The sequence below is a fragment of the Microcoleus sp. AT9b-C3 genome (assembly GCF_036705485.1).
Classification (GTDB): domain Bacteria; phylum Cyanobacteriota; class Cyanobacteriia; order Cyanobacteriales; family Microcoleaceae; genus Microcoleus.
In genome coordinates, this window is the sequence record NZ_JAUBUR010000030.1 from 1,344 (window position 1) to 19,753 (window position 18,410).

An 18,410-nucleotide genomic window follows, 5' to 3' on the forward strand; every position below is an offset into this window, starting at 1 on the left:
GTTAGTGTCCCCTGTCACCAGGTTGGAGGCCTCAGACCCAAACACCACATAACGCCCATCGGCTGAGATACTGGGCTCATAGGAGTCGCTATCTCCCTCAGCAGCAGCGGAGTCAACGGAGAGGCGGGTGGTAATACCAAGGGTGTGGGCATAGCAAGCCAGAACCTTTGCTGTCAAAGGGATTTGTGGTGCTTCTGGGGAGGGGGGAATTTGGTGAGAGAGTTCCCAGGTCCCCCCCTTGGTGGCGCTTCCGGTGGGGTTGGGGTTGGCCGCGATGTTTGCGCCTGTGAGTTGGTGTAATTTTTCGATAAATTCTGCCCCCGCGTCTCCCGCCGCAACGGAGCACCCATAGAGGAGAATCTGGCTTGCTGTCCTTCCCCACTGTTGTAATTGGTGGGCGTATAGGCTCAGAGTATCGAGACTCAGTTGGGTATTGCCTAGATAGAGGATTCCCGGAGCCCCGTGTGAAAGGATATGTATCGCTTCAATCTCTTTTTGATTGGCTAAGGCGTTAGTAATTTGTGTGATGCCGCTCGAATTTTCATTTAAAATCACAATTTGAGCGCTATCTATACCTTGGATTAAGCTTTGATAGTCTTGTATAGAAGAATCAACGAAAATTATTTGATTGTTCATGGTTGGTACGTTCATAATTGCTGAAATTCTTTATATTGATCGTTTAAATCCAAGTCCGGCAGCGGTTGAAACCGCCGCGATTAAGTCCTCGCTATGAGGACTGAAGAATTTATTAGTCCTATTGCTCAAATCAATCGGGCGGTACAATTGTTAGCCCGTTCCCCTAGAGCATTAAATAAATAATCTGGAAACATCAAAGGCGTGGCGCCGAATTAGTAGCTCGATGCTGTCCATAATCCAAGCGAGGTTTCTGACACAGCAGATAACTTTGGCTTCGGGAAATAGTTCCCGAATTAATGGCAATTTGCTGCTTCACAGGCGATTGGTGTCGGAGATCACTTCTCGATCAGTTGGCGGGTGGTAATAAGCTGTGCCTGTTTTTGTTCAGGGGAAATAAACACGGAAAGCTCATTGTCTTCGCTCACGGTTTCCAGCAGTCGATCGACTTGCACCCCCAACAGGGGAAGTCATAGCGCTGTAAAACCGGGGATTTTGTCGTAGTAGTGCAGCCAGTAAACTAGAGCCTGAGCGGGGTAGTCCTGATATGAAGTAGGCTTTCACTGGCCTCGCGTGGGAATGCCCATAGCTTAGATGCAACTTTAATGTATCATACTAAAGACATATCTTTTATAGCAGATCTTTATTTAACATTTCGCAACACAACATCCAGGTTTACGATATCTTTACAATCTAGACATCGTGGGTTGGCTTTCCCTATCTCTAATCATTGCTTCGGGCCCCTGCCTCTGTAAAGTCGGAAAAGTCGGATCGTAAAGTCGGAAAAGTCGGATCTTTGTCTTTGTGATGAGTAGATAATAAGGTTTACGATATCTTTACAATCTAGATATCGCCATTGTTAATTACTTAGGTATTTTAACCGCAGATGTCAGGGGATATACGCGGATATACGCAGATGAAGAGATGTTATTTAATAAGTTCTTCGAGGGATGGAAAAAGCAATTTTTCTGCGCTCACTTTTTCGCAATCACAAGGCTGTTGACTGGCAGATATTGCTGATACTTTTCCTCGCAGCAATTGGATGCTTTCTATTAGCAATGGTAGAGTTAATAAAATAATTGATGCTGATACTAGCAAGCTAATTAAGCCGTCCGCCCAATTCCAGTGTAGCCACGCTACGGCGATCGCCGCTAAAATTACTCCAAGCGATGAAAATATGTCGGCGACTGCGTGCAGAAAGGCACTTTTGAGATTCAAGTCGCCGTGACAGCAGGAATGCAAACAACAAGCATTAATCGAGTTGATGCTTAAACCGACTATGGCGGTAATTAACATCGGCAGCCCTTCTACTTCGGGAGTTGGGGACTGCAAACGGGCGATCGACTCTGCAGCAATCCACAGGGCGATCGCCACTAAACTGATACTATTAATTAAAGCAGCAATGATTTCTCCTCGTTCAGGGATTGACGATTGTGCGATCGTACAATCTACGGATTTACTTTTGCGTTTGACTGAGGAGTACCAAGTCGCTGTCAAAGTTATTGCTAAAGCTGCTACATCTGAAAAAACGTGGCCCGCATCTGCTAATAGGGACAAACTATGAGAATTAAGTGCGGCGATTAACTCTGCTACAAAAAAGCTGCTAAGCAGTACCAATGCTGTTTGTAAAAGTCGCACTTTGCCAATTCTGGGATTTATATTCTCGCATTGTGCGATATCCTTGGCGTTTTCCGAGTCAAAATTGTCCCTAACTAGAAAAGTCATGCAGCAGCCCTTAAGGTTAAACTCGATTTTAAATTAAACATTAAATTAACTATCAATGACCGATTATATACCAAATCCGAACCAATATCCGGAAAATCCGATTGCAAATTCCCCAAATTCTGGAATAAACGATCGTCCAATTAGCGACAATCAGGCAAATATTTTGACAGGCGAATCTTTAGTTGATTTGCGGAAGTACGATCAATCAAAGTTCGATCGAGGAAAGCCCGGTTGGCTAATTTTGCTGTGGTGGTTCGTGCAGGCGATCGCATTTCCCCTCACTCCACACCCTTTTAATCGCATCAGAAGGGGGTTGCTGCGGTTATTTGGAGCGAAAATAGGTCGGGGTGCGATCATTCGCCCCACGGCTCGTTTTACCTATCCTTGGAAAATTGCCATCGGAGACTACAGTTGGATCGGAGATGATGTTGTATTGTACAGTCTCGATCGAATTGCGATCGGCAAACACTGCGTCATTTCTCAAAAAAGCTACCTCTGCACCGGCACTCATGACCTTCAAGACCCAGCCTTTAGCTTAATCACAGCACCTGTAATCATTAATAACGGCGTTTGGATTGCCGCCGACTGCTTCATTGGCCCAGGTGTCGAAATCGGTGCAAATGCGTTAATTGGAGCTCGCAGCAGCGTCTTTAAAAATATGCCTGCAGGCTTTATTTGCACAGGAACACCTTGTCGTCCCCGCTGTCAGCGAGAAATTAACCAAAGTTCGTAAGAGACATTGCACCGGGAAACTAAGCAGCTTTACAAGCTTGCTGGCGAATAGGAATTTCAATAACGAATTCTATTCCCTTTCCTAATCCAGGCTGGCAGTATAATCTGCCCCCATGCTTTTCAACGATAATTTGGTAACTGATAGATAACCCCAACCCAGTTCCTTTACCGATGGGTTTGGTGGTAAAAAAAGGGTCAAATATTTTCGGTTGTAAACTTTCGCAAACTCCCCGACCGTTGTCACTAATATGAATCGCCACCCAATTGTCGTCAATTACTTTTGTAGAAATTTGAATGCGGTTCGGGTGTTGTTTGATTTCTGCAAAGGAACGCTGCTGATTCGATTCATCTAAAGCATCAATGGCATTGGAAAGAATATTCATGAACACTTGATTTAATTGTCCCGCATGGCATTCTACTGGTGGAAGATGACCGTACTTTTTTATTAGTTCAATCTCAGGATGCTCTGGTTTGGCTTTTAAACGATGATGCAGAATGGTGAGTGTACTATCAATTCCTTCATGAATATTTACAGCTTTCACCTCTGCCTCATCTAGGCGAGAAAAGATTCGCATAGACTTGACAATTTCCTGGATGCGCTGCGTTCCTAAGTTGATAGAGTTAAGAACTTTGATAAAATCTTCCTCCACAAATTCCAGTTCTATTTCATCCATTGCTGCTTGAATCCGAGGGGTGGGATTTACATAATCTTCTTGATAGAGGTGTATAATTTTTAGTAAGTTATGAGCATACTCTTGGGCATAACCCAGATTGCCAGAAATGAAATTTATAGGGTTATTTATTTCATGAGCAATCCCGGCGGCCATTTGCCCTAACCCGGACATTTTCTCGCTTTGGATTAACTTAAGTTGCATTTGTTTTAAATCATCATAGGCTTGGCTGACTTCTAAAACTTTTTGCTCCAATAAGGTATTTTTTTCTTCTAATTTATCAGCTAGAACATGAAGCTTTAAATGCAGCTTGACGCGAGCTAATACTTCCTCCTGTTGGAAGGGTTTGGTAATATAATCTACAGCGCCAAGCTTAAACCCCTCAACTTTATTAGCCGTATCCGAGAGAGCAGTCATAAATATAATGGGAATCTGTTTAGTTTCTGGATTAGCCTGTAATCGACGACAGGTTTCAAATCCATCAATTTCTGGCATCATGACATCTAGCAAGATTAGATCCGGTAGAGCATATTTGACTCGCTCTAGTGCCATCTTTCCAGATTTCGCAACCCGAACTTCAAATCCTGCTTGGCTTAAGGCATCAGATAAGACACCCAAGTTAGCTGAATTGTCATCAACTATAAGAATCGTACCATTTGCTTGAATTTCTGAATTCATAAACCTTACTTGTAGGACTGAATAAACGTTAACAGCTCTTCGTCTTGAAAGTCCTTTGCCATCTGATGCAATTTTTTAGCAAAGGGAATGTATTTTGGGTCTATTTCTTCAAGTAATACCGCCTGCTTAACTATTTCTAGGAAATTTCCTTTCATAGCCAGCTCGTATAGCATTTCCATTTCTGTAGCAGGCGGGGCAATTAGCTCATCGGTGTTTGAGGATATCGCCAGTGGATCTTCATTAGCTTCATAAACCCATTCTAAATCAAGATACTGTTGTAATTTTTGCAGGAGTTCAGTGGCCTGAATAGGTTTTGGAATAAAGGCGTTGCCTCCTGCCTCTAAACTTCTGTATTGATCGGTTTCAAATACGCTGGCAGAAGAGACAATAATAACGGTGTCTTTGAAATTTTCTGATTCTCGAACCCGCTTAATCACCTCGAAGCCATCTAGCTCTGGCATTAGTAAGTCGGTAACAATTAAATCTGGCTGCACCTCTATAATTTTTTCCCAGCCTTCAAGCCCATCGTTCGCTTCAAACACCTCAAAGCCGATCGGACTGAGCAAATTGTTAATTACCGAACGGTTAGCCCATTTGTCATCAATAACCACAATCTTAGGTTGGCGGTGTTTGATGCCGATTATCTGCCCGTGATGGTCGATTTGAGACGTTTTCACCCATTCATCGGCTTGAGGCAGACTAACATCAAACCAGAAAATACTGCCAACATTCATCTCACTTTGAACCTGAATGGTACTGCCCATTAGTTCTACAATCCTTTGGCTAATTGCCAATCCTAGCCCGGTGCCCTCCGTCTGCCGTTTGCGATCTCCAACCTGCTCGAAGGGCTGAAAGATAGCTTGGAGTTGCTCTTGGGCAATGCCGGTACCTGTATCGCGTACTTCAAAGCGAATTTTTCCTTCTGTTGCAAAACTGACTATAAAAGTAACACTGCCCTGATCTGTAAATTTAATAGCGTTGCTCAAAAGATTAAATAACACTTGTCGCAAGCGTTTTTCATCCGCACGAATACCGATCGGGAGTTCGGGGCTGGATGGAAAATGAAAGTGAATTCCCTTAATTTCAGCTCGGATGCGACACATTTCTGCTACACCTTGCAGGAACGCCGGGAAATGAAAATCCGTGGGCATGAGTTCCACTTTCTGTGCTTCAATCTTCGACAAATCGAGAATATCATTGATTAACGTTAGTAAATGGGAACCGCACTGATAAATGACATCAATGCGCGATCGCTCTTCTTCATTCAAGATTTTGGAACGCTGAAGAATCTGCGCGTAGCCCATGATGCCATTTAGGGGAGTCCGCAACTCGTGGCTCATGTTGGCAAGGAATTCACTTTTGGCCCGACTAGCTGCTTCTGCGGCTTCTCTAGCTTTGGCCTGTACCAGTTCTGTTTGTTTGCGATCGTGGATATCGATACAAGTGCCAACCCACTCCCGGAGGCTGCCATCTTCATTCAGAATTGGCACCCCTCTAGCTTGGAAATAACGATAGTTTCCATCCGTTCCGCGCATTCGATATTCCATCTCAAACATGCTTCTCGTTTGCACTGCTTCCATCCACACCTGAACTGTTCGTTCGCGATCGTCCCGGTGGATTGTATCTAACCAGCCAAAACCAACCCCCTCAGCTTCCGTTTGTCCGGTGTAAGCTCTCATACTCGGTGAATCCTGGCATCTTCCTTCAGCATCCGTTGTCCAGACAATTTGGGAGATGGCAAGGATTAGGGAACGATAGCGTTCTTCGCTTTGTTTGAGAGCATCTTCCGCTTGTTTGCGATCGTGGATATCGCTACAAGTGCCAATCCACTCCAGGAGGCTGCCATCTTCATCCAGAATTGGTACCCCTCTAAGTTGAAAATAACGATAGTTCCCATCCGCTCCCCGGATTCGATATTGTACGTCATACAGGGTTTTCGTTTGCACTGCTTCCATCCACACCTGAGTCGTTCGTTCGCGATCGTCTGGGTGAATTGCATCTAACCAGCCAAAACCATCAGCCATCTGGGCTTCGGTTTGTCCGGTGTAAGCTCTCCAACCCGGTTGATCCACGCATCTTCCTTCCGCATCCGCTGTCCAGACAAGTTGGGACGTAGCAGCGATTAGCGAACGATAGCGTCCTTCGCTTTGTTTGATAGCATCTTCGGCTTGTTTGCGATCGCTAATGTCATTATTAATTTCGAGTTGGGCACAAGGATTGCCTTCCGCGTCGCGCTGTAATGTCCAGCGACTTGCCACAATAATATGCCGACGATCTCGGGTGGTGTGCTGCAATTCTCCTTCCCAACTTCCCTGCTCGAAAAACTCTGCCATTACGGTTTCTAACGGTGTAGGGAAGACGGTTTCCAAGAATGTGTGAATGTACTGCCCGACTACTTCCGCTTTTGTCCAACCATAGAGCTTTTCTGCACCTTGGTTCCAGTAGATGATCCGGTCATCCATATCCCTAATAATGATACTATCGCTGGCTAAGTCCAGTATTTCTAGGGTTTGACGGAGTGTTTGCTCGACTTGTTTGCGATCGCTAATATCTCGTGTGGTCGCGATGATGCCCAGAATATTGCCATTACCATCCCGCCAAGGAGCTTTTGTCGTGAAAAAAGTCGCGGTTTTTTCACCGTCAGAGACATCTTCCTCGTAAGTCTCACTGATGCCTGCTGCCATGACTTGACGATCTTTCGCCATAATTGCACGGGCACTCTCAGGCGGCAGTAATTCCAAATCATCTTTGCCGATGATTTCCTCAATTGGCTTGCCCATGAAGTTTGCCCAATTGGAGTTAAGGGCAACATGACGCCCTTCCCGATCTTTAACGACAATGAAGTCTGGTGTACTTTCCAAAATTGAGTTTAGCAGTGCATTACGATCGCGCATCTGGGCTTCAGCTTGTTTGCGATCGTTAATGTTTCGTGCTATGGCGATAATACCGAGAATATTGCCTTGACCGTCCCGCCAAGCGGCTTTTGTGGTTAAAAAATAATTGCTGCTCTCACCATTAAAAATTTCTTCTTCGTAGGTTTCAGTAGTGCCTGCTTCCATAATCTCGCGGTCTTTTGCCATTATTGGAACGGCGGCCTCCGGGGGCATCAGTTCCGAATCATCTTTACCCAGGATTTCCTCCATGGGTTTACCGTCAAAGAAGAAGTTTGCCACAAAGGAATTAAGGGCAACATATCGGCCTTCCCGGTCTTTAACAACAATGATGTCTGGCGTACTTTCCAAAATAGAGCTCAGCAAGACGTTGCGATCGCGCAACACAGTTTGCTGTTCGCGCAGAGCTTCTTCAGCTTGTTTGCGATCGGTAATATCTGTATTAGCCCCAACCCATTCCCGAATTGAACCATCCGCGTTCAGAATTGGTACACCACGACAACTCATGTAGCGATATTCCCCGTCATAGCGACGCATACGGAATTCCACTTCATATAGCGATCGATTAGCAAGCGCAGTTGACCAAGCAGTGACCATAGACGAGCGATCGTCTGGATGGATAGCGTTGATCCCACCCCCTGCCTTGTAATCATCAAATGTCTGTCCTGTAAATGCACTCCAAGTAGGTTGCTCGATCGCCATTTCGCCGTCGGCATTGCATATCCAAATAATTTGAGCGCTGGCTTCGATCAAAGAACGAAATCGTTCTTCACTTTGTTTGAGGACATCTTCTGCGGTTTTGCGCTCGCGAATATCCCGCGTAATAGTGGCAATCCCTACGGGTTCATTAGTCTCTGGATGGTTGACCAGAAATAGGGTGTAATCTACCGCGATGGGTTCACCTGTCACGAAATTTCTGAAGCGGAAATCACTCCGCCAACTTCCCTCTTGCATAAGAGTAGGCAGAACACGCTGGTGTACAAAGTCCAAATCTTCTGCCATAAAGAAGTCGGTCATGTGTTTGGTTCTAGCCTCGTCCAAACTACTGAGTCCCACCAAATCCAGACCAGCTTGATTCACGAGTATAGGGCGACCATCCATTGATGCAACGCCAATAAAGTCACGGCTATTCTCGATCGTGGTAGCGAGCAATTGCCTTTCTTCCTCTGCTTTTTGGCGATCGCTAATGTCCCGTGCAATAGTGGAAACAAACTCGACTTCGCCGGTTTCCGTTTTGTGGACGATTAAAACTTGGGAAACTGGAATTTCTTGCCCATCGCGTGACAAAAACACGGTTTCACCAGCCCAGCTACCCTCTCTTAAGGCGGTTGGAAAGACTTCATTGTGGAATTTTGTCGTTGCCGAGGGAGTTAATACAAAATCTAGACTAAACGGAGATCGTGCCTCCTCTGGGGGTATCCCCATCATTTTCTGTCCGGCTTGGTTGAGGTAGACGTTATGCCCTGTTGCATCCGCAATCCCTACGAAGTCGGAAGTTGCTTCCAAAATTGCCGTCAGTCGTGCTTGTTCTTTTTCTGCCCGCTTGCGATCGGTAATTTCAATCACAATCCCACCAAGACCAAAAACGATGCCATTTTCATCCCGCAAAGGATAGTAAGATGCTTGCCAGTAGCGCAGGATGCCCGGTTCTTTCGGCGTTTCACCTACTAATTCATAGTCGAGAATGGGCTTGCCCGTATCCAGAATGCCTTGCAGCATTGGTTCCACAGTCGGAGCCAATTCTGGCAGCACTTCACGCACTGACCTACCAATATGGTCTGCCACACAAACGCCATTGGTCTGGGCTAAAACTTCGTTAACTTGGACGTACCGGAGTTGGCGGTCAAAAATCAGCATTCCGGCGTTAGCACCTGCAAAAAAAGCGTCGAAGTGAGCCTGTCGCAATGCCTGTGCTGTTGTGCTCTCTTGCTGTGGCGGTTGGGTTTTCTCTGGTGGGAATTTGCTCATGTTGGCTCGTGCATTTCAGCTATTATTCTAAAACTTCTTTCCAATGGGGCGATCGCAAGGTTTTCCTTGCCACCAATTTGGGTACTGAATAAAACGTTCAGTAGCGCGACCATTAGGTTTTCAATCGGCTATATATGTATCCCTTGCGACACTATTTCCGCTCTATAAAACTTACCCAAAGCTACCCATCACTTGAAAGATTTGGACTTTGGTGTTTATTTCCTGTTTCACAGTAGTCTCAGAATGACTTCTGAGAGGTTTGTCTACTCCACAGGCAATCTCGGTAGAGCTTACCGTTTGACTCACTCAGTCTGAACGAATCGGAATGTAAATTCCTTCAAACCATCGTTCAATGTTTTTAGCTGCGTTTAAGTCCTGTCTTCAGTGTGTCCGCACTCAGGACAGTGATATACGCGGTTTTTCAATGGCATTTTATGCCGATGGTTCTTGCAATTTGAGCATATTTGGGAACTAGGAAAGAAACAATCGACTAGCACTAACTTACTGGAAAACTTTTCGGTCTTGTATTCCAGTTGTCGTTTAAACTCATACATTCCACAATCTGCAATTGCACCAGCTAATTTGTGGTTTTTCAAAAATGCTTTGACATTTAAATCCTCAATTTTTATCATGCTGTGGTTTTTGGCTAGATAGTTAGTGAGTTTGTGAATAGCATCCTTGCGAATAAAAACAATTTTATAATGTAGTTTTGCCAGCTTTCTAACGGATTTGTTTCTGTTTTTTGACCCTTTGACTTTGCGACTGACAGAACGTTGCAATCGTTTAAGTTTTTTGCTCATCCTGCGATAGGCTTTAGGATTGGCGAATACTTTTCCGTCACTGGTGACAGCCAATTCTTTGATACCAATGTCAACACCAATTGAGGCACGTTCCAGAGGCACTGTAGGCTGTTCTATTTCGTACTTAATAGCAATAAACCACTTGTCCGCAGTGCGACTAATTACACAGTTATGTGTAGCCGTAACTGGTAAAGGTTCGTGCAGTCGCACCCAGCCAATTTTGGGGAGTTTAACTCGTTTTCCATCATTGCTGATACCAGGCTTTGCTTTTGTTCCTTGTTCAAGATAGAAACTATCCTTAGACTTACCTTTTTTCTTGAACCTAGGCTGCTTAGAAACTTTTTTAAAGCATCTATCCCATGCCGTTCTTACCTCTGCTAATGCCTGTTGCGGGCTTGCTTTTGAGCTGTGATAATACCAAGGATTAACGGGTTTAATCTCAGCTACTAGACGTTTGTGCAAGTCAATAGCAGAAGGTATTTTAACGGTTTTATCTGTTTCTTTAAGCTGTAGGGCTTCTTGAATAGCAGCATTACCAAAATTATAAGCGTGTCTAGCTACTCCACAATGTTGACGGAATAAAGTTACCTGTTTGTTGTTAGGCTTTAATTCCGTTTTAAAACAGAGTAACATTACTTGACATCCTCCACAGCTTTAGCTATACCATCAATCAACTTCTTGTTTTTGTGACTCCTTGCACCATACAGTCTTGCACTAAAAACTTGAATTAACTCAATCATATCTTGCACTAATTCTTGCTCTAAACTCAATTCGTCTGGTGACTTATTAACAATTACTACCTCACATTCAAATTCTTCACACATTGCAAAAACTAATTCAGAACCAAATCTAAGAAGTCTATCTTTGTGAGTAATGACAAGTCTACCAACTTCGCCAGACATAATCCTTTTAAGTAGTTTTTTTAGTCCTTTTTTCTGGTAATTTAATCCAGAACCCAAGTCTTGAATTGTCTCGAATTGCCAACCGTTAGATGCACTAAACGATTCCAGTACAGCAGCTTGACGTTTTAAATCTTCTTTTTGATCGTGACTTGACACTCTGGCATAGTTGATAGTAATTCGCTCATCTGTCTGATTTAACTCTCTGGGAGTGATTCGCTTAATGTCGGCAAGATAAAAACGTCTTTGACCTGTTGGAGAGCGCTCAAACTTAATCTTGCCCGCATCCGTCCAACGTCTTAGTGTTTTAGTTGAGATACCAAGTTCTTTGGCAGCTTCTCCGATTGAAAGTGTCACGTCTGATTGAATCTCCAAGGTTGCTTACCTCTCATAATACAGCTCAATAGTTACCCAATCCTGGAAGAATGTCAAGACCTGTCTAATAAATTTATTTCAGCGTCACACCCTTAATTCTTCGGATGGATCGCCAAGAAGTTCTATTGCTCATCAATTCTATTGCTAATCAATCCTATTGGTAGAACATTGCTCACAACTTAACCTAGGGAAGCCTTTGTCAATCAGCAATTATGCTCAGCATTTACTCAGGTTTTGGGTGGAGAACTTAGATTTGGGCGATCGAGCAATCATGTCTCGCGCCATATTTATTTCCACCCAACCCCAAACCGCCCATTTTCCACTCCTGAACAAGCAAGTATTTTCAGTAATTTTACTGATTGACAAATGTGATTAACTTATAGTTAGTCCTCCATCTCGGTAGAATGTCAAGTATTCTTGGAACGTTATCAATTTTAGCTAAATCCCTTACATTTTCACTTAGATATACACAAGACGGACGCAACTGGCAGAGTAATAGCAATATCTCTCCCACCAGTTCAAGTCATTGTAATACTTGGATATTTGACTTGTCCACTTAAAGAGTCATTGAATAATCCCTCCTTAAGTTGATAACGGGACTTCAAAAAAAATTAGTGTAGAGTATGATAAACTCGAATCGACTTAATGTTGACAAAAGTTAGTAGAGTGAACACTTTAACAATAGATGAGTCGGCTCTCGTATCGCGAAAAAGTGGCACACTAACCGCAGGTCTGCGAAGACCAGGTATCCTAAAAATTGGCAATAGGGAGAACTGCGTAGTATGAGTAAGCACATATCTATGTAACGAATTAACTTTTTTTACCCTAAAAATAGGTTAAAATTTATGATAACGAGTTCAGTATTTTCTTTTTACATTTGGTACTGAAGACTTTCTTTTTTACTACTCCCTTAAAAAATGACAACACAAAAAACCTTATCACCTGAATTTAAATTCAATACAATACCAGAAGAAGTATTGACACAGATATCGCAAATATTTACAGCTACCCTATTTAAAATAGGTGAAAATCCTGTATCCCTGCAGTCACTGGTGGAACTGATTGTATTGTTTATCGCTATCCTTGTGATAGCACGATTTTTTACAAACTTTCTTAAGGAAAGCTTGCTTGTCAGACTGGGAATTGACGAGGGAAATCGGGAAGCGATCGCAGTAATTATTGGGTATTTAATAGTAGCTTTGGGGGTGATAGTCGCCATCCAAAGCATCGGCTTCAACCTCGCTTCTTTTGCAGTAGTGGCGGGGGGATTGGGAGTCGGCATTGGCTTCGGAATCCAAGATTTAACAACTAATTTTGTCAGCGGCTTAACCCTGCTTTTAGACAGACCCGTGAAAGTCGGAGACTTTGTGGAATTAGAAGGATTAATGGGAATCGTCAAAAAAATCTCGATTCGATCGACCATCCTCCAAACCACTGAGGACTCTAGCGTCATAGTTCCCAACAGCAAAATGATTAGCAACAAAATTGTTAACTGGAGTTACGAAAACTCGCTACTCTGTCTGCGAGTTCCCGTAGAAGTAGCCGAGAATAGTAACCCGCTGTTAGTGACAGAAACTCTGTTAAATATTGCTTACGCGGAAGCGGGAGTTTTGTACGAACCGCATCCGAAAGTATTGTTTGTCGAGTTTGGTGATGATAGTTTTAAGTTTGAACTTTTAGTTTGGACAGACAGACCGACTGAAAGAGAAGTAATTAAAAGTTCTTTGAATTTTGCGATTGAATACAATTTCAGACAGCAAAAAATCGAATTTCCGTTCAATGACAGAGAAATTTATTTGCAAAACCCCGAAGTTCTGTTGTCAATCTTCAACAAAAAAGAAACTGCACTTGAAATCCCCAACAGTTACTCGGAAAATTCCCAAAAACAGCCAATTTGTGTAGATAAACAGAAAAAGCCATCGTCCCTTAGCTGTTTGCTACGAGAGGTAGAATACTTTGAAAACCTGACCGATCTTGAATTGCGGCAATTGATAGAAGTTGGATACCGCAAACGGCTGCGAGCGCAAGAATATTTGTTTCACGAAAACGACCCCGGAGATGCTTTTTACATGATCCTTTCAGGTTCAGTAGAAGTTTTTGTGGAAGCTATTAACAAACATCTGAATAACCTCGGCCCTGGTCAGTTTTTCGGGGAACTTTCTTTGATGTTGGGAATCCCCAGAACTGCTTCGGTGAGAGCTTTGGAAGAAACAATTTTGTTTGCGATTAATAAAGAAGGTTTCCAGAAAGTTTTAAGTGAACAACCTGATTTATATGAACAGATTATTAAAGAAATAGTCAAGCATAAAGAAGAACTCAGCGAGAGACAGCAATTATTGCGAGAAATGGAATTAGTAGATGCAGCAGAAGAGGATGAAAATCCTGTAGAATGGGTGAGAAAACGGTTAAAAAATCTATTTAGTGTTTGAAATAATTTCTAGGACGCGATTTATTCACGATCTCTTTGCCAAAGAATACCTGGAGGAATTGCTGTCGCCGCTCGGAACGGTTAATATCGGCCGCGATGTGACTTCCGAAGTCCGATAAATCGATGTTTACTTCACTTTATTCAATCTAAAATCTAAAATCTAAAATCTAAAATCGATTGATGCCCACAGCCTCGAAAGCATTGGTAGATAGCTTTAATGCGATACCAGACACAGAGAATTGGATGCAGGGAATTTATTTTTTGGGGGAATCTTTGCGATCGGCAATTGTGGCGATTCACCAGTTGCCAGAAACTCCAGAAACCCTGTGGTTGAGGATTTTGGGCAAAGGGGGAGTGCAGCAAAGGGCTATTTCCCAATTGAGCGCTTTAGCAACAGACGATCCGTTGCGGATTATCGCGCTAGAATTGCTGTATCGGTTACAATCAAATTTAGTAACCGATGCGCCACAAGGATTAGAGCCAGAAGAGCGGGAGTTAATTATGGCCATTGCACCACTTTTTCAACAACAAATACAAGCAGCACAGCAACAAGCTAGAGAAGAAGGACTAGAACGAGGGCTAGAACAAGGGCTAGAACAAGGACTAGAACAAGGACTAGAACGAGGCAGACAAGAACAACAGCGCTTAATTTTAGAAAACTTTTTGCAAGTTAGATTTGGAGAATTAAGTCCAAAAATGACAGTTTTTCTATCTCCAATATCCAAGTTGGCGGCGGCAGAATTTACAGTGCTGTTGCTGGCAATATCGATGCTGACAGTCGATGGAACAGGGCGCGAACAAGCGGTGAAGTTGTTAGCTGAAAGTGCGTTGCAAATGCGATCGCCTGAATTGGGCGATATTCTGCCTACAGCCGTTACTAATTTATTGGCATTGCCTGTGGCCGAGTTGACATTGTTTGTAGAACAACTGCCACAGTTATCGGCGGAGGAATTGAGAGACAGGTTAGGAAAAACACCTGACTAAAACCTGCGATCGCAGCCATAAAGGGATCTCGCTCTTTATGGCTGCGATCGTTCTAAAATAAAATTCCTAAATTCTGTCGATCGCACTTTAGGAATTGGACTGCGGGGATAAAATCAAGTGCAGCAGACCGTCGATCAATCGATCGCGCTCCATTGGGATAATATCGTTGCCGTGCATCATGTGCTGCGTTAACTGGAAATATACCAAAGATCCAATAAAAATCCGCGCCGTTGCCTCCGGATCGGGCAATTTTAACTCTGGATGCGATGCGAAATATTCCGTAAGCCGCTCAATACCCGGTTTAGCTAAGTTTTTCACAAAAGTCTGCGCTAGCTGGGGAAAACGCCCCGACTCCGCAATCACTAGCCTCACAAAATTGAGGAATTCAGGTTCCTGCGTCACCTGCTCTAATAGAGTTGTGGCAACGAATCGCAGCGCTACGGCGGGTTCTTCATCCAGAACTGTAAAATGGACTTTTTCTCGCGCCAGCCGCTGTACCAAAGCCACGAATAATCCTTCTTTATCTGCAAAATAGCTGTAAACCGTGGCTTTGGAAACTCCTCCCGTCTTCGCTACCTTGTCCATACTCGTGCCCGCGTAGCCGTGGGCTAAAAATTCTTGCATCGCACCTTGCAGGATTTGCTCGGTTTTGTCACCTCCTGCTGCGTCTGGTTCGATCGATTTTGTCCTTGCCATACCTTGCTTCTGTAATTTTTATTTAGGATCTTGACATTATTATACTGAACGGTTTAGTATTAAGACATATCAGAACTAAACGGTTTAGTTTTATTTTTCCCAAAAAAGAGGTATGTCATGGTACATCAACCAACAGCAGACGGCTTATCCTCAAATCCATCCCTAGTTAAACAACTCCTAGTTGTGGCAGCAGTAGCAACCCTGGCTGCAGGGGGAACCACAGGCTACACGATCTGGCGATCGCGCATACCCGATCCCAACGCAGTAGCCGCAGCAGCATCCGTGGCGGCATCCAAATTAACGACAGTTACAGCCTTGGGGCGACTCGAACCTAGAGGAGAAGTAATTAAAGTCTCCGCCTCCGGTGCCACGGAAGGAAACCGGATCGATCGACTGTTGGTAAAAGAGGGAGACAGGGTGAAAACAGGTCAGACGATCGCAATTTTGGACAGCCGCGATCGCCTGCAAGCGGCCCTCGAACAAGCTCAAGAACAAGTGCGCGTCGCTGAGGCAAACCTAGCAAAAGTCAAAGCCGGAGCCAAAAACGGCGAAATCCAAGCCCAGAAAGCCACCATTGCCCGCATCAGGGCCGATCGCAGCAACGAAATCGCAGCGCAACAGGCGATCGTTGCCCGTCTAGAAATCGATCGCAGCACCGAAATTGCAGCGCAACAAGCCACAATTGCCCGCATCAGGGCCGAACAACAAGGTGAAATTCAAACCCAACAAGCCACAATTGCCCGTCTACAAGCCGAACTCCGCAACGCCATAAGCGAGGATCAGCGCTACTCCCAACTGTATGAACAGGGAGCAATTTCCGCCTCAACTAGCGACAGCAAAAGCCTCGCCGCCGAAACCGCCCAACAGCAAATCAACGAAGCAAAGGCAAAACTGAATCAAATTCAGCAATCGCGCCAACAACAAATTAACGAAGCCCAAGCCAAACTAAATCAAATTCAACAATCGCGCCAACAACAGATTAACGAAGCGCAAGCCAAACTCAGCCAAGTTGAGCAATCTCGACAACAGCAAATCGACGAAGCCAAAGCAAATCTCGATCGCATCGCCGAAGTGCGTCCCGTTGACATAGCAGCAGCCGCCGCCGAAGTCAGTTCCGCCGCTTCAGCAGCCAAACAAGCCAAAGCCAATCTGGATCTAGCTTACATCCGTGCTCCCAGAGACGCCCAAGTCTTGAAAATTCACACGCATCCGGGGGAAAGGGTAGGAAACGACGGCATTGTCGAACTCGGACAAACTCGCGAGATGCTGGCTGTTGCGGAAATCTACGAAAGCGACGTGGACAAAGTACGCCTCGGACAAACCGCCAAAATTACTAGCGATGCTTTGACCGGCGAATTGCGGGGAACAGTCGAACATATTGGTTTGCAAGTGCAGCGGCAAAACATTGTTAACACCGATCCTTCTGCGAATATTGATAGTCGCATTGTGGAAGTAAAAGTGCGTTTGGATGCAGCTTCCAGCCAGAAAGTAGCGGGATTAACCAATTTGCAAGTCAAAGTGGCGATCGGGGAAATTAAAGATTAAGAAGACTTAAACCGCAGGGTCGCTTTCTTCAATCCAAAATCCAAAATCTAAAATCTAAAATCCTATGATTGGACTCATAAAACCCTTACAACAATTAAGACGCAGAACTTCCCTTGGATGGCTGCAACTGAGCCACGACAAAGGGCGAATGGCCGTTGCAGTAGCAGGAATTGCCTTTGCTGACGTTTTGATGTTCATGCAGCTAGGCTTTCAAAATGCGCTTTACACCAGCAATACGCGGCTGCACCAAGCCTTGGAAACAGACTTAGTTTTGATTCACCCCCAAGCGCGAAATTTGATTAATTTGTCTTCCTTTCCCAGGCGCCGATTGTATCAAGCAATGAACGTACCGGGTGTGAAATCAGCCGAGCCGCTTTACGTGAAAATTGCTAACTGGAAAAATCCCCAAACTCGGCGCGAAACGTCGCTGATGGTGGTCGGTTTCAATCCGAATCACCCCGCCTTTGCGCTTCCAGAAGTTAACCAAAATTTGAGCGCGATTAAATTGCCGGATACCGTGTTGTTCGATCGCGCTTCTAGGGGAGATTACCAAGAAACGATCGCACAAATCGATCGAGGAAAAGCCGTTAAAGCTGAGGTAGAGCGGCGCACGATTAACGTCAGCGGTTTATTCACAGTTGGAGCATCTTTTGCCGCCGACGGTATTTTGATGACTAGCGATCAAAATTACCTGCGCCTGTTTCCCAGACAAAACGCCGCGAGTGTTAATGCCGGATTAATTCAACTGCAACCGGGTGCTGACCCCGTGGAAGTTCAACAAGTTTTAAAAGCATATTTACCGCCGGATGTCAAGGTACTAACCAAACAAGAATTTATCGATTTTGAGAAAAACTATTGGGCTAAGAATACTGCGATCGGCTTTGTGTTTAATTTAGGCGTAGCGATGGGTTTTGTAGTTGGTGTGATTATTGTTTATCAAGTTCTCTCAACCGATGTCAGCGACCACATGGGAGAATACGCTACTTTCAAAGCGATGGGCTACCGCAATGTTTATTTACTCGGCATCGTTTTTGAAGAAGCTCTAATTCTTTCCGTTCTCGGTTTTTTGCCGGGAGTAGGAGTCTCTCTCGGACTCTACTCTTTAACTCGCAAAGCTACAAATTTGCCCCTGTACATGACGCTGCTTAGAGCATTTATAGTATTACTTTTGAACGTGATTATGTGCACCATTTCGGGAGCAATTGCCACTCGCAAACTGCAAGCAGCCGATCCAGCAGATATGTTTTAAGGGAAAATGAATCAGAGATTATGAAAGACTAAAGCCCTGACTAAAAACATATTTTTGTAATCCTTCTCTTCTTTTTCCTATGCCTTGTTGGCGACAAAAGCGGTTTATTAGACTTGAATTGCTAAAATTGCCAACA

General features: G+C 44.3%; 13 protein-coding genes. 6 read left to right on the top strand and 7 right to left on the bottom strand.

The annotated features are described in order from the left end of the window. Both QUB77_RS23295 and QUB77_RS23300 read right to left on the bottom strand, forming a co-directional pair. On the bottom strand, window positions 1–651 hold a 651-nt coding region (locus tag QUB77_RS23295), incomplete at its 3' end, for a DUF4347 domain-containing protein (RefSeq protein ID WP_333323548.1). 909 nt (window positions 652–1,560) lie between these two features. Then, the gene (locus QUB77_RS23300; RefSeq protein ID WP_333178486.1) at window positions 1,561–2,358 is read right to left on the bottom strand and encodes a cation diffusion facilitator family transporter; all 798 of its coding nucleotides are present in this window, start codon (window positions 2,356–2,358) and stop codon (window positions 1,561–1,563) included. Between the two features lie 55 nt (window positions 2,359–2,413). On the opposite strand from QUB77_RS23300, the gene hpsU reads away from it, so the two are divergent. Further along, the gene (gene hpsU, locus QUB77_RS23305; RefSeq protein WP_333178489.1) at window positions 2,414–3,091 is read left to right on the top strand and encodes a hormogonium polysaccharide biosynthesis acetyltransferase HpsU; all 678 of its coding nucleotides are present in this window, start codon (window positions 2,414–2,416) and stop codon (window positions 3,089–3,091) included. A gap of 19 nt (window positions 3,092–3,110) precedes the next feature. Here hpsU and QUB77_RS23310 read toward each other — a convergent pair whose 3' ends face one another. The 4 genes from QUB77_RS23310 to QUB77_RS23325 all read right to left on the bottom strand — a co-directional run bounded on the left by QUB77_RS23310 (window position 3,111) and on the right by QUB77_RS23325 (window position 11,372). After that, on the bottom strand, window positions 3,111–4,439 hold the full coding sequence (locus tag QUB77_RS23310) for a response regulator (protein ID WP_333178492.1): 1,329 nt from the start codon (window positions 4,437–4,439) through the stop codon (window positions 3,111–3,113). A 5-nt stretch (window positions 4,440–4,444) separates the two neighbouring features. Further along, window positions 4,445–9,298: a PAS domain S-box protein gene (locus QUB77_RS23315; protein WP_333178497.1), complete on the bottom strand. Its 4,854-nt coding sequence runs from the start codon at window positions 9,296–9,298 to the stop codon at window positions 4,445–4,447. A gap of 368 nt (window positions 9,299–9,666) precedes the next feature. Then, window positions 9,667–10,731, bottom strand: coding sequence for an RNA-guided endonuclease TnpB family protein (locus tag QUB77_RS23320; RefSeq protein ID WP_333178500.1), 1,065 nt, complete (start codon window positions 10,729–10,731; stop codon window positions 9,667–9,669). After that, complete coding sequence (locus tag QUB77_RS23325) at window positions 10,731–11,372, bottom strand: IS607 family transposase (RefSeq protein ID WP_445251771.1); 642 nt, start codon at window positions 11,370–11,372, stop codon at window positions 10,731–10,733. The genes QUB77_RS23320 and QUB77_RS23325 overlap by 1 nt, the downstream gene beginning before the upstream one ends. A gap of 196 nt (window positions 11,373–11,568) precedes the next feature. Here QUB77_RS23325 and QUB77_RS23330 point away from each other — a divergent pair, with 196 nt between their 5' ends. The 3 genes from QUB77_RS23330 to QUB77_RS23340 all read left to right on the top strand — a co-directional run bounded on the left by QUB77_RS23330 (window position 11,569) and on the right by QUB77_RS23340 (window position 14,784). Beyond that, a complete protein-coding gene (locus tag QUB77_RS23330; RefSeq protein WP_333178506.1) occupies window positions 11,569–11,748 on the top strand; it encodes a hypothetical protein in 180 nt (59 codons plus the stop codon). A gap of 541 nt (window positions 11,749–12,289) precedes the next feature. Next, window positions 12,290–13,801 carry a cyclic nucleotide-binding domain-containing protein gene (locus QUB77_RS23335; RefSeq protein WP_333178508.1) on the top strand — a complete coding sequence of 504 codons (1,512 nt, stop codon included), beginning with the start codon at window positions 12,290–12,292 and terminating at the stop codon, window positions 13,799–13,801. 179 nt (window positions 13,802–13,980) lie between these two features. Then, window positions 13,981–14,784 (top strand): hypothetical protein, encoded by an 804-nt coding sequence (locus tag QUB77_RS23340; RefSeq protein WP_333178510.1) that lies wholly within the window; start codon window positions 13,981–13,983, stop codon window positions 14,782–14,784. Between the two features lie 87 nt (window positions 14,785–14,871). On the opposite strand, the gene QUB77_RS23345 is transcribed toward QUB77_RS23340, so the two are convergent. After that, on the bottom strand, window positions 14,872–15,480 hold the full coding sequence (locus tag QUB77_RS23345; protein WP_333178513.1) for a TetR/AcrR family transcriptional regulator: 609 nt from the start codon (window positions 15,478–15,480) through the stop codon (window positions 14,872–14,874). 117 nt (window positions 15,481–15,597) lie between these two features. On the opposite strand from QUB77_RS23345, the gene QUB77_RS23350 reads away from it, so the two are divergent. Then, a complete protein-coding gene (locus tag QUB77_RS23350) occupies window positions 15,598–17,025 on the top strand; it encodes an HlyD family efflux transporter periplasmic adaptor subunit (protein ID WP_333178514.1) in 1,428 nt (475 codons plus the stop codon). 64 nt (window positions 17,026–17,089) lie between these two features. Continuing rightward, complete coding sequence (devC, locus tag QUB77_RS23355; RefSeq protein ID WP_333178516.1) at window positions 17,090–18,274, top strand: ABC transporter permease DevC; 1,185 nt, start codon at window positions 17,090–17,092, stop codon at window positions 18,272–18,274. Window positions 18,275–18,410 lie beyond the last annotated feature (136 nt).

What these genes read in the sequence shown, in the direction of transcription:
- QUB77_RS23345 (WP_333178513.1), bottom strand. Translation starts at nt 15,480, where the DNA reads ATGGCAAGGACAAAATCGATCGAACCAGACGCAGCAGGAGGTGACAAA.
- QUB77_RS23315 (WP_333178497.1), bottom strand. Translation starts at nt 9,298, where the DNA reads ATGAGCAAATTCCCACCAGAGAAAACCCAACCGCCACAGCAAGAGAGC.
- devC (WP_333178516.1), top strand. Translation starts at nt 17,090, where the DNA reads ATGATTGGACTCATAAAACCCTTACAACAATTAAGACGCAGAACTTCC.
- QUB77_RS23320 (WP_333178500.1), bottom strand. Translation starts at nt 10,731, where the DNA reads ATGTTACTCTGTTTTAAAACGGAATTAAAGCCTAACAACAAACAGGTA.
- hpsU (WP_333178489.1), top strand. Translation starts at nt 2,414, where the DNA reads ATGACCGATTATATACCAAATCCGAACCAATATCCGGAAAATCCGATT.
- QUB77_RS23335 (WP_333178508.1), top strand. Translation starts at nt 12,290, where the DNA reads ATGACAACACAAAAAACCTTATCACCTGAATTTAAATTCAATACAATA.
- QUB77_RS23300 (WP_333178486.1), bottom strand. Translation starts at nt 2,358, where the DNA reads ATGACTTTTCTAGTTAGGGACAATTTTGACTCGGAAAACGCCAAGGAT.
- QUB77_RS23340 (WP_333178510.1), top strand. Translation starts at nt 13,981, where the DNA reads ATGCCCACAGCCTCGAAAGCATTGGTAGATAGCTTTAATGCGATACCA.
- QUB77_RS23350 (WP_333178514.1), top strand. Translation starts at nt 15,598, where the DNA reads ATGGTACATCAACCAACAGCAGACGGCTTATCCTCAAATCCATCCCTA.
- QUB77_RS23310 (WP_333178492.1), bottom strand. Translation starts at nt 4,439, where the DNA reads ATGAATTCAGAAATTCAAGCAAATGGTACGATTCTTATAGTTGATGAC.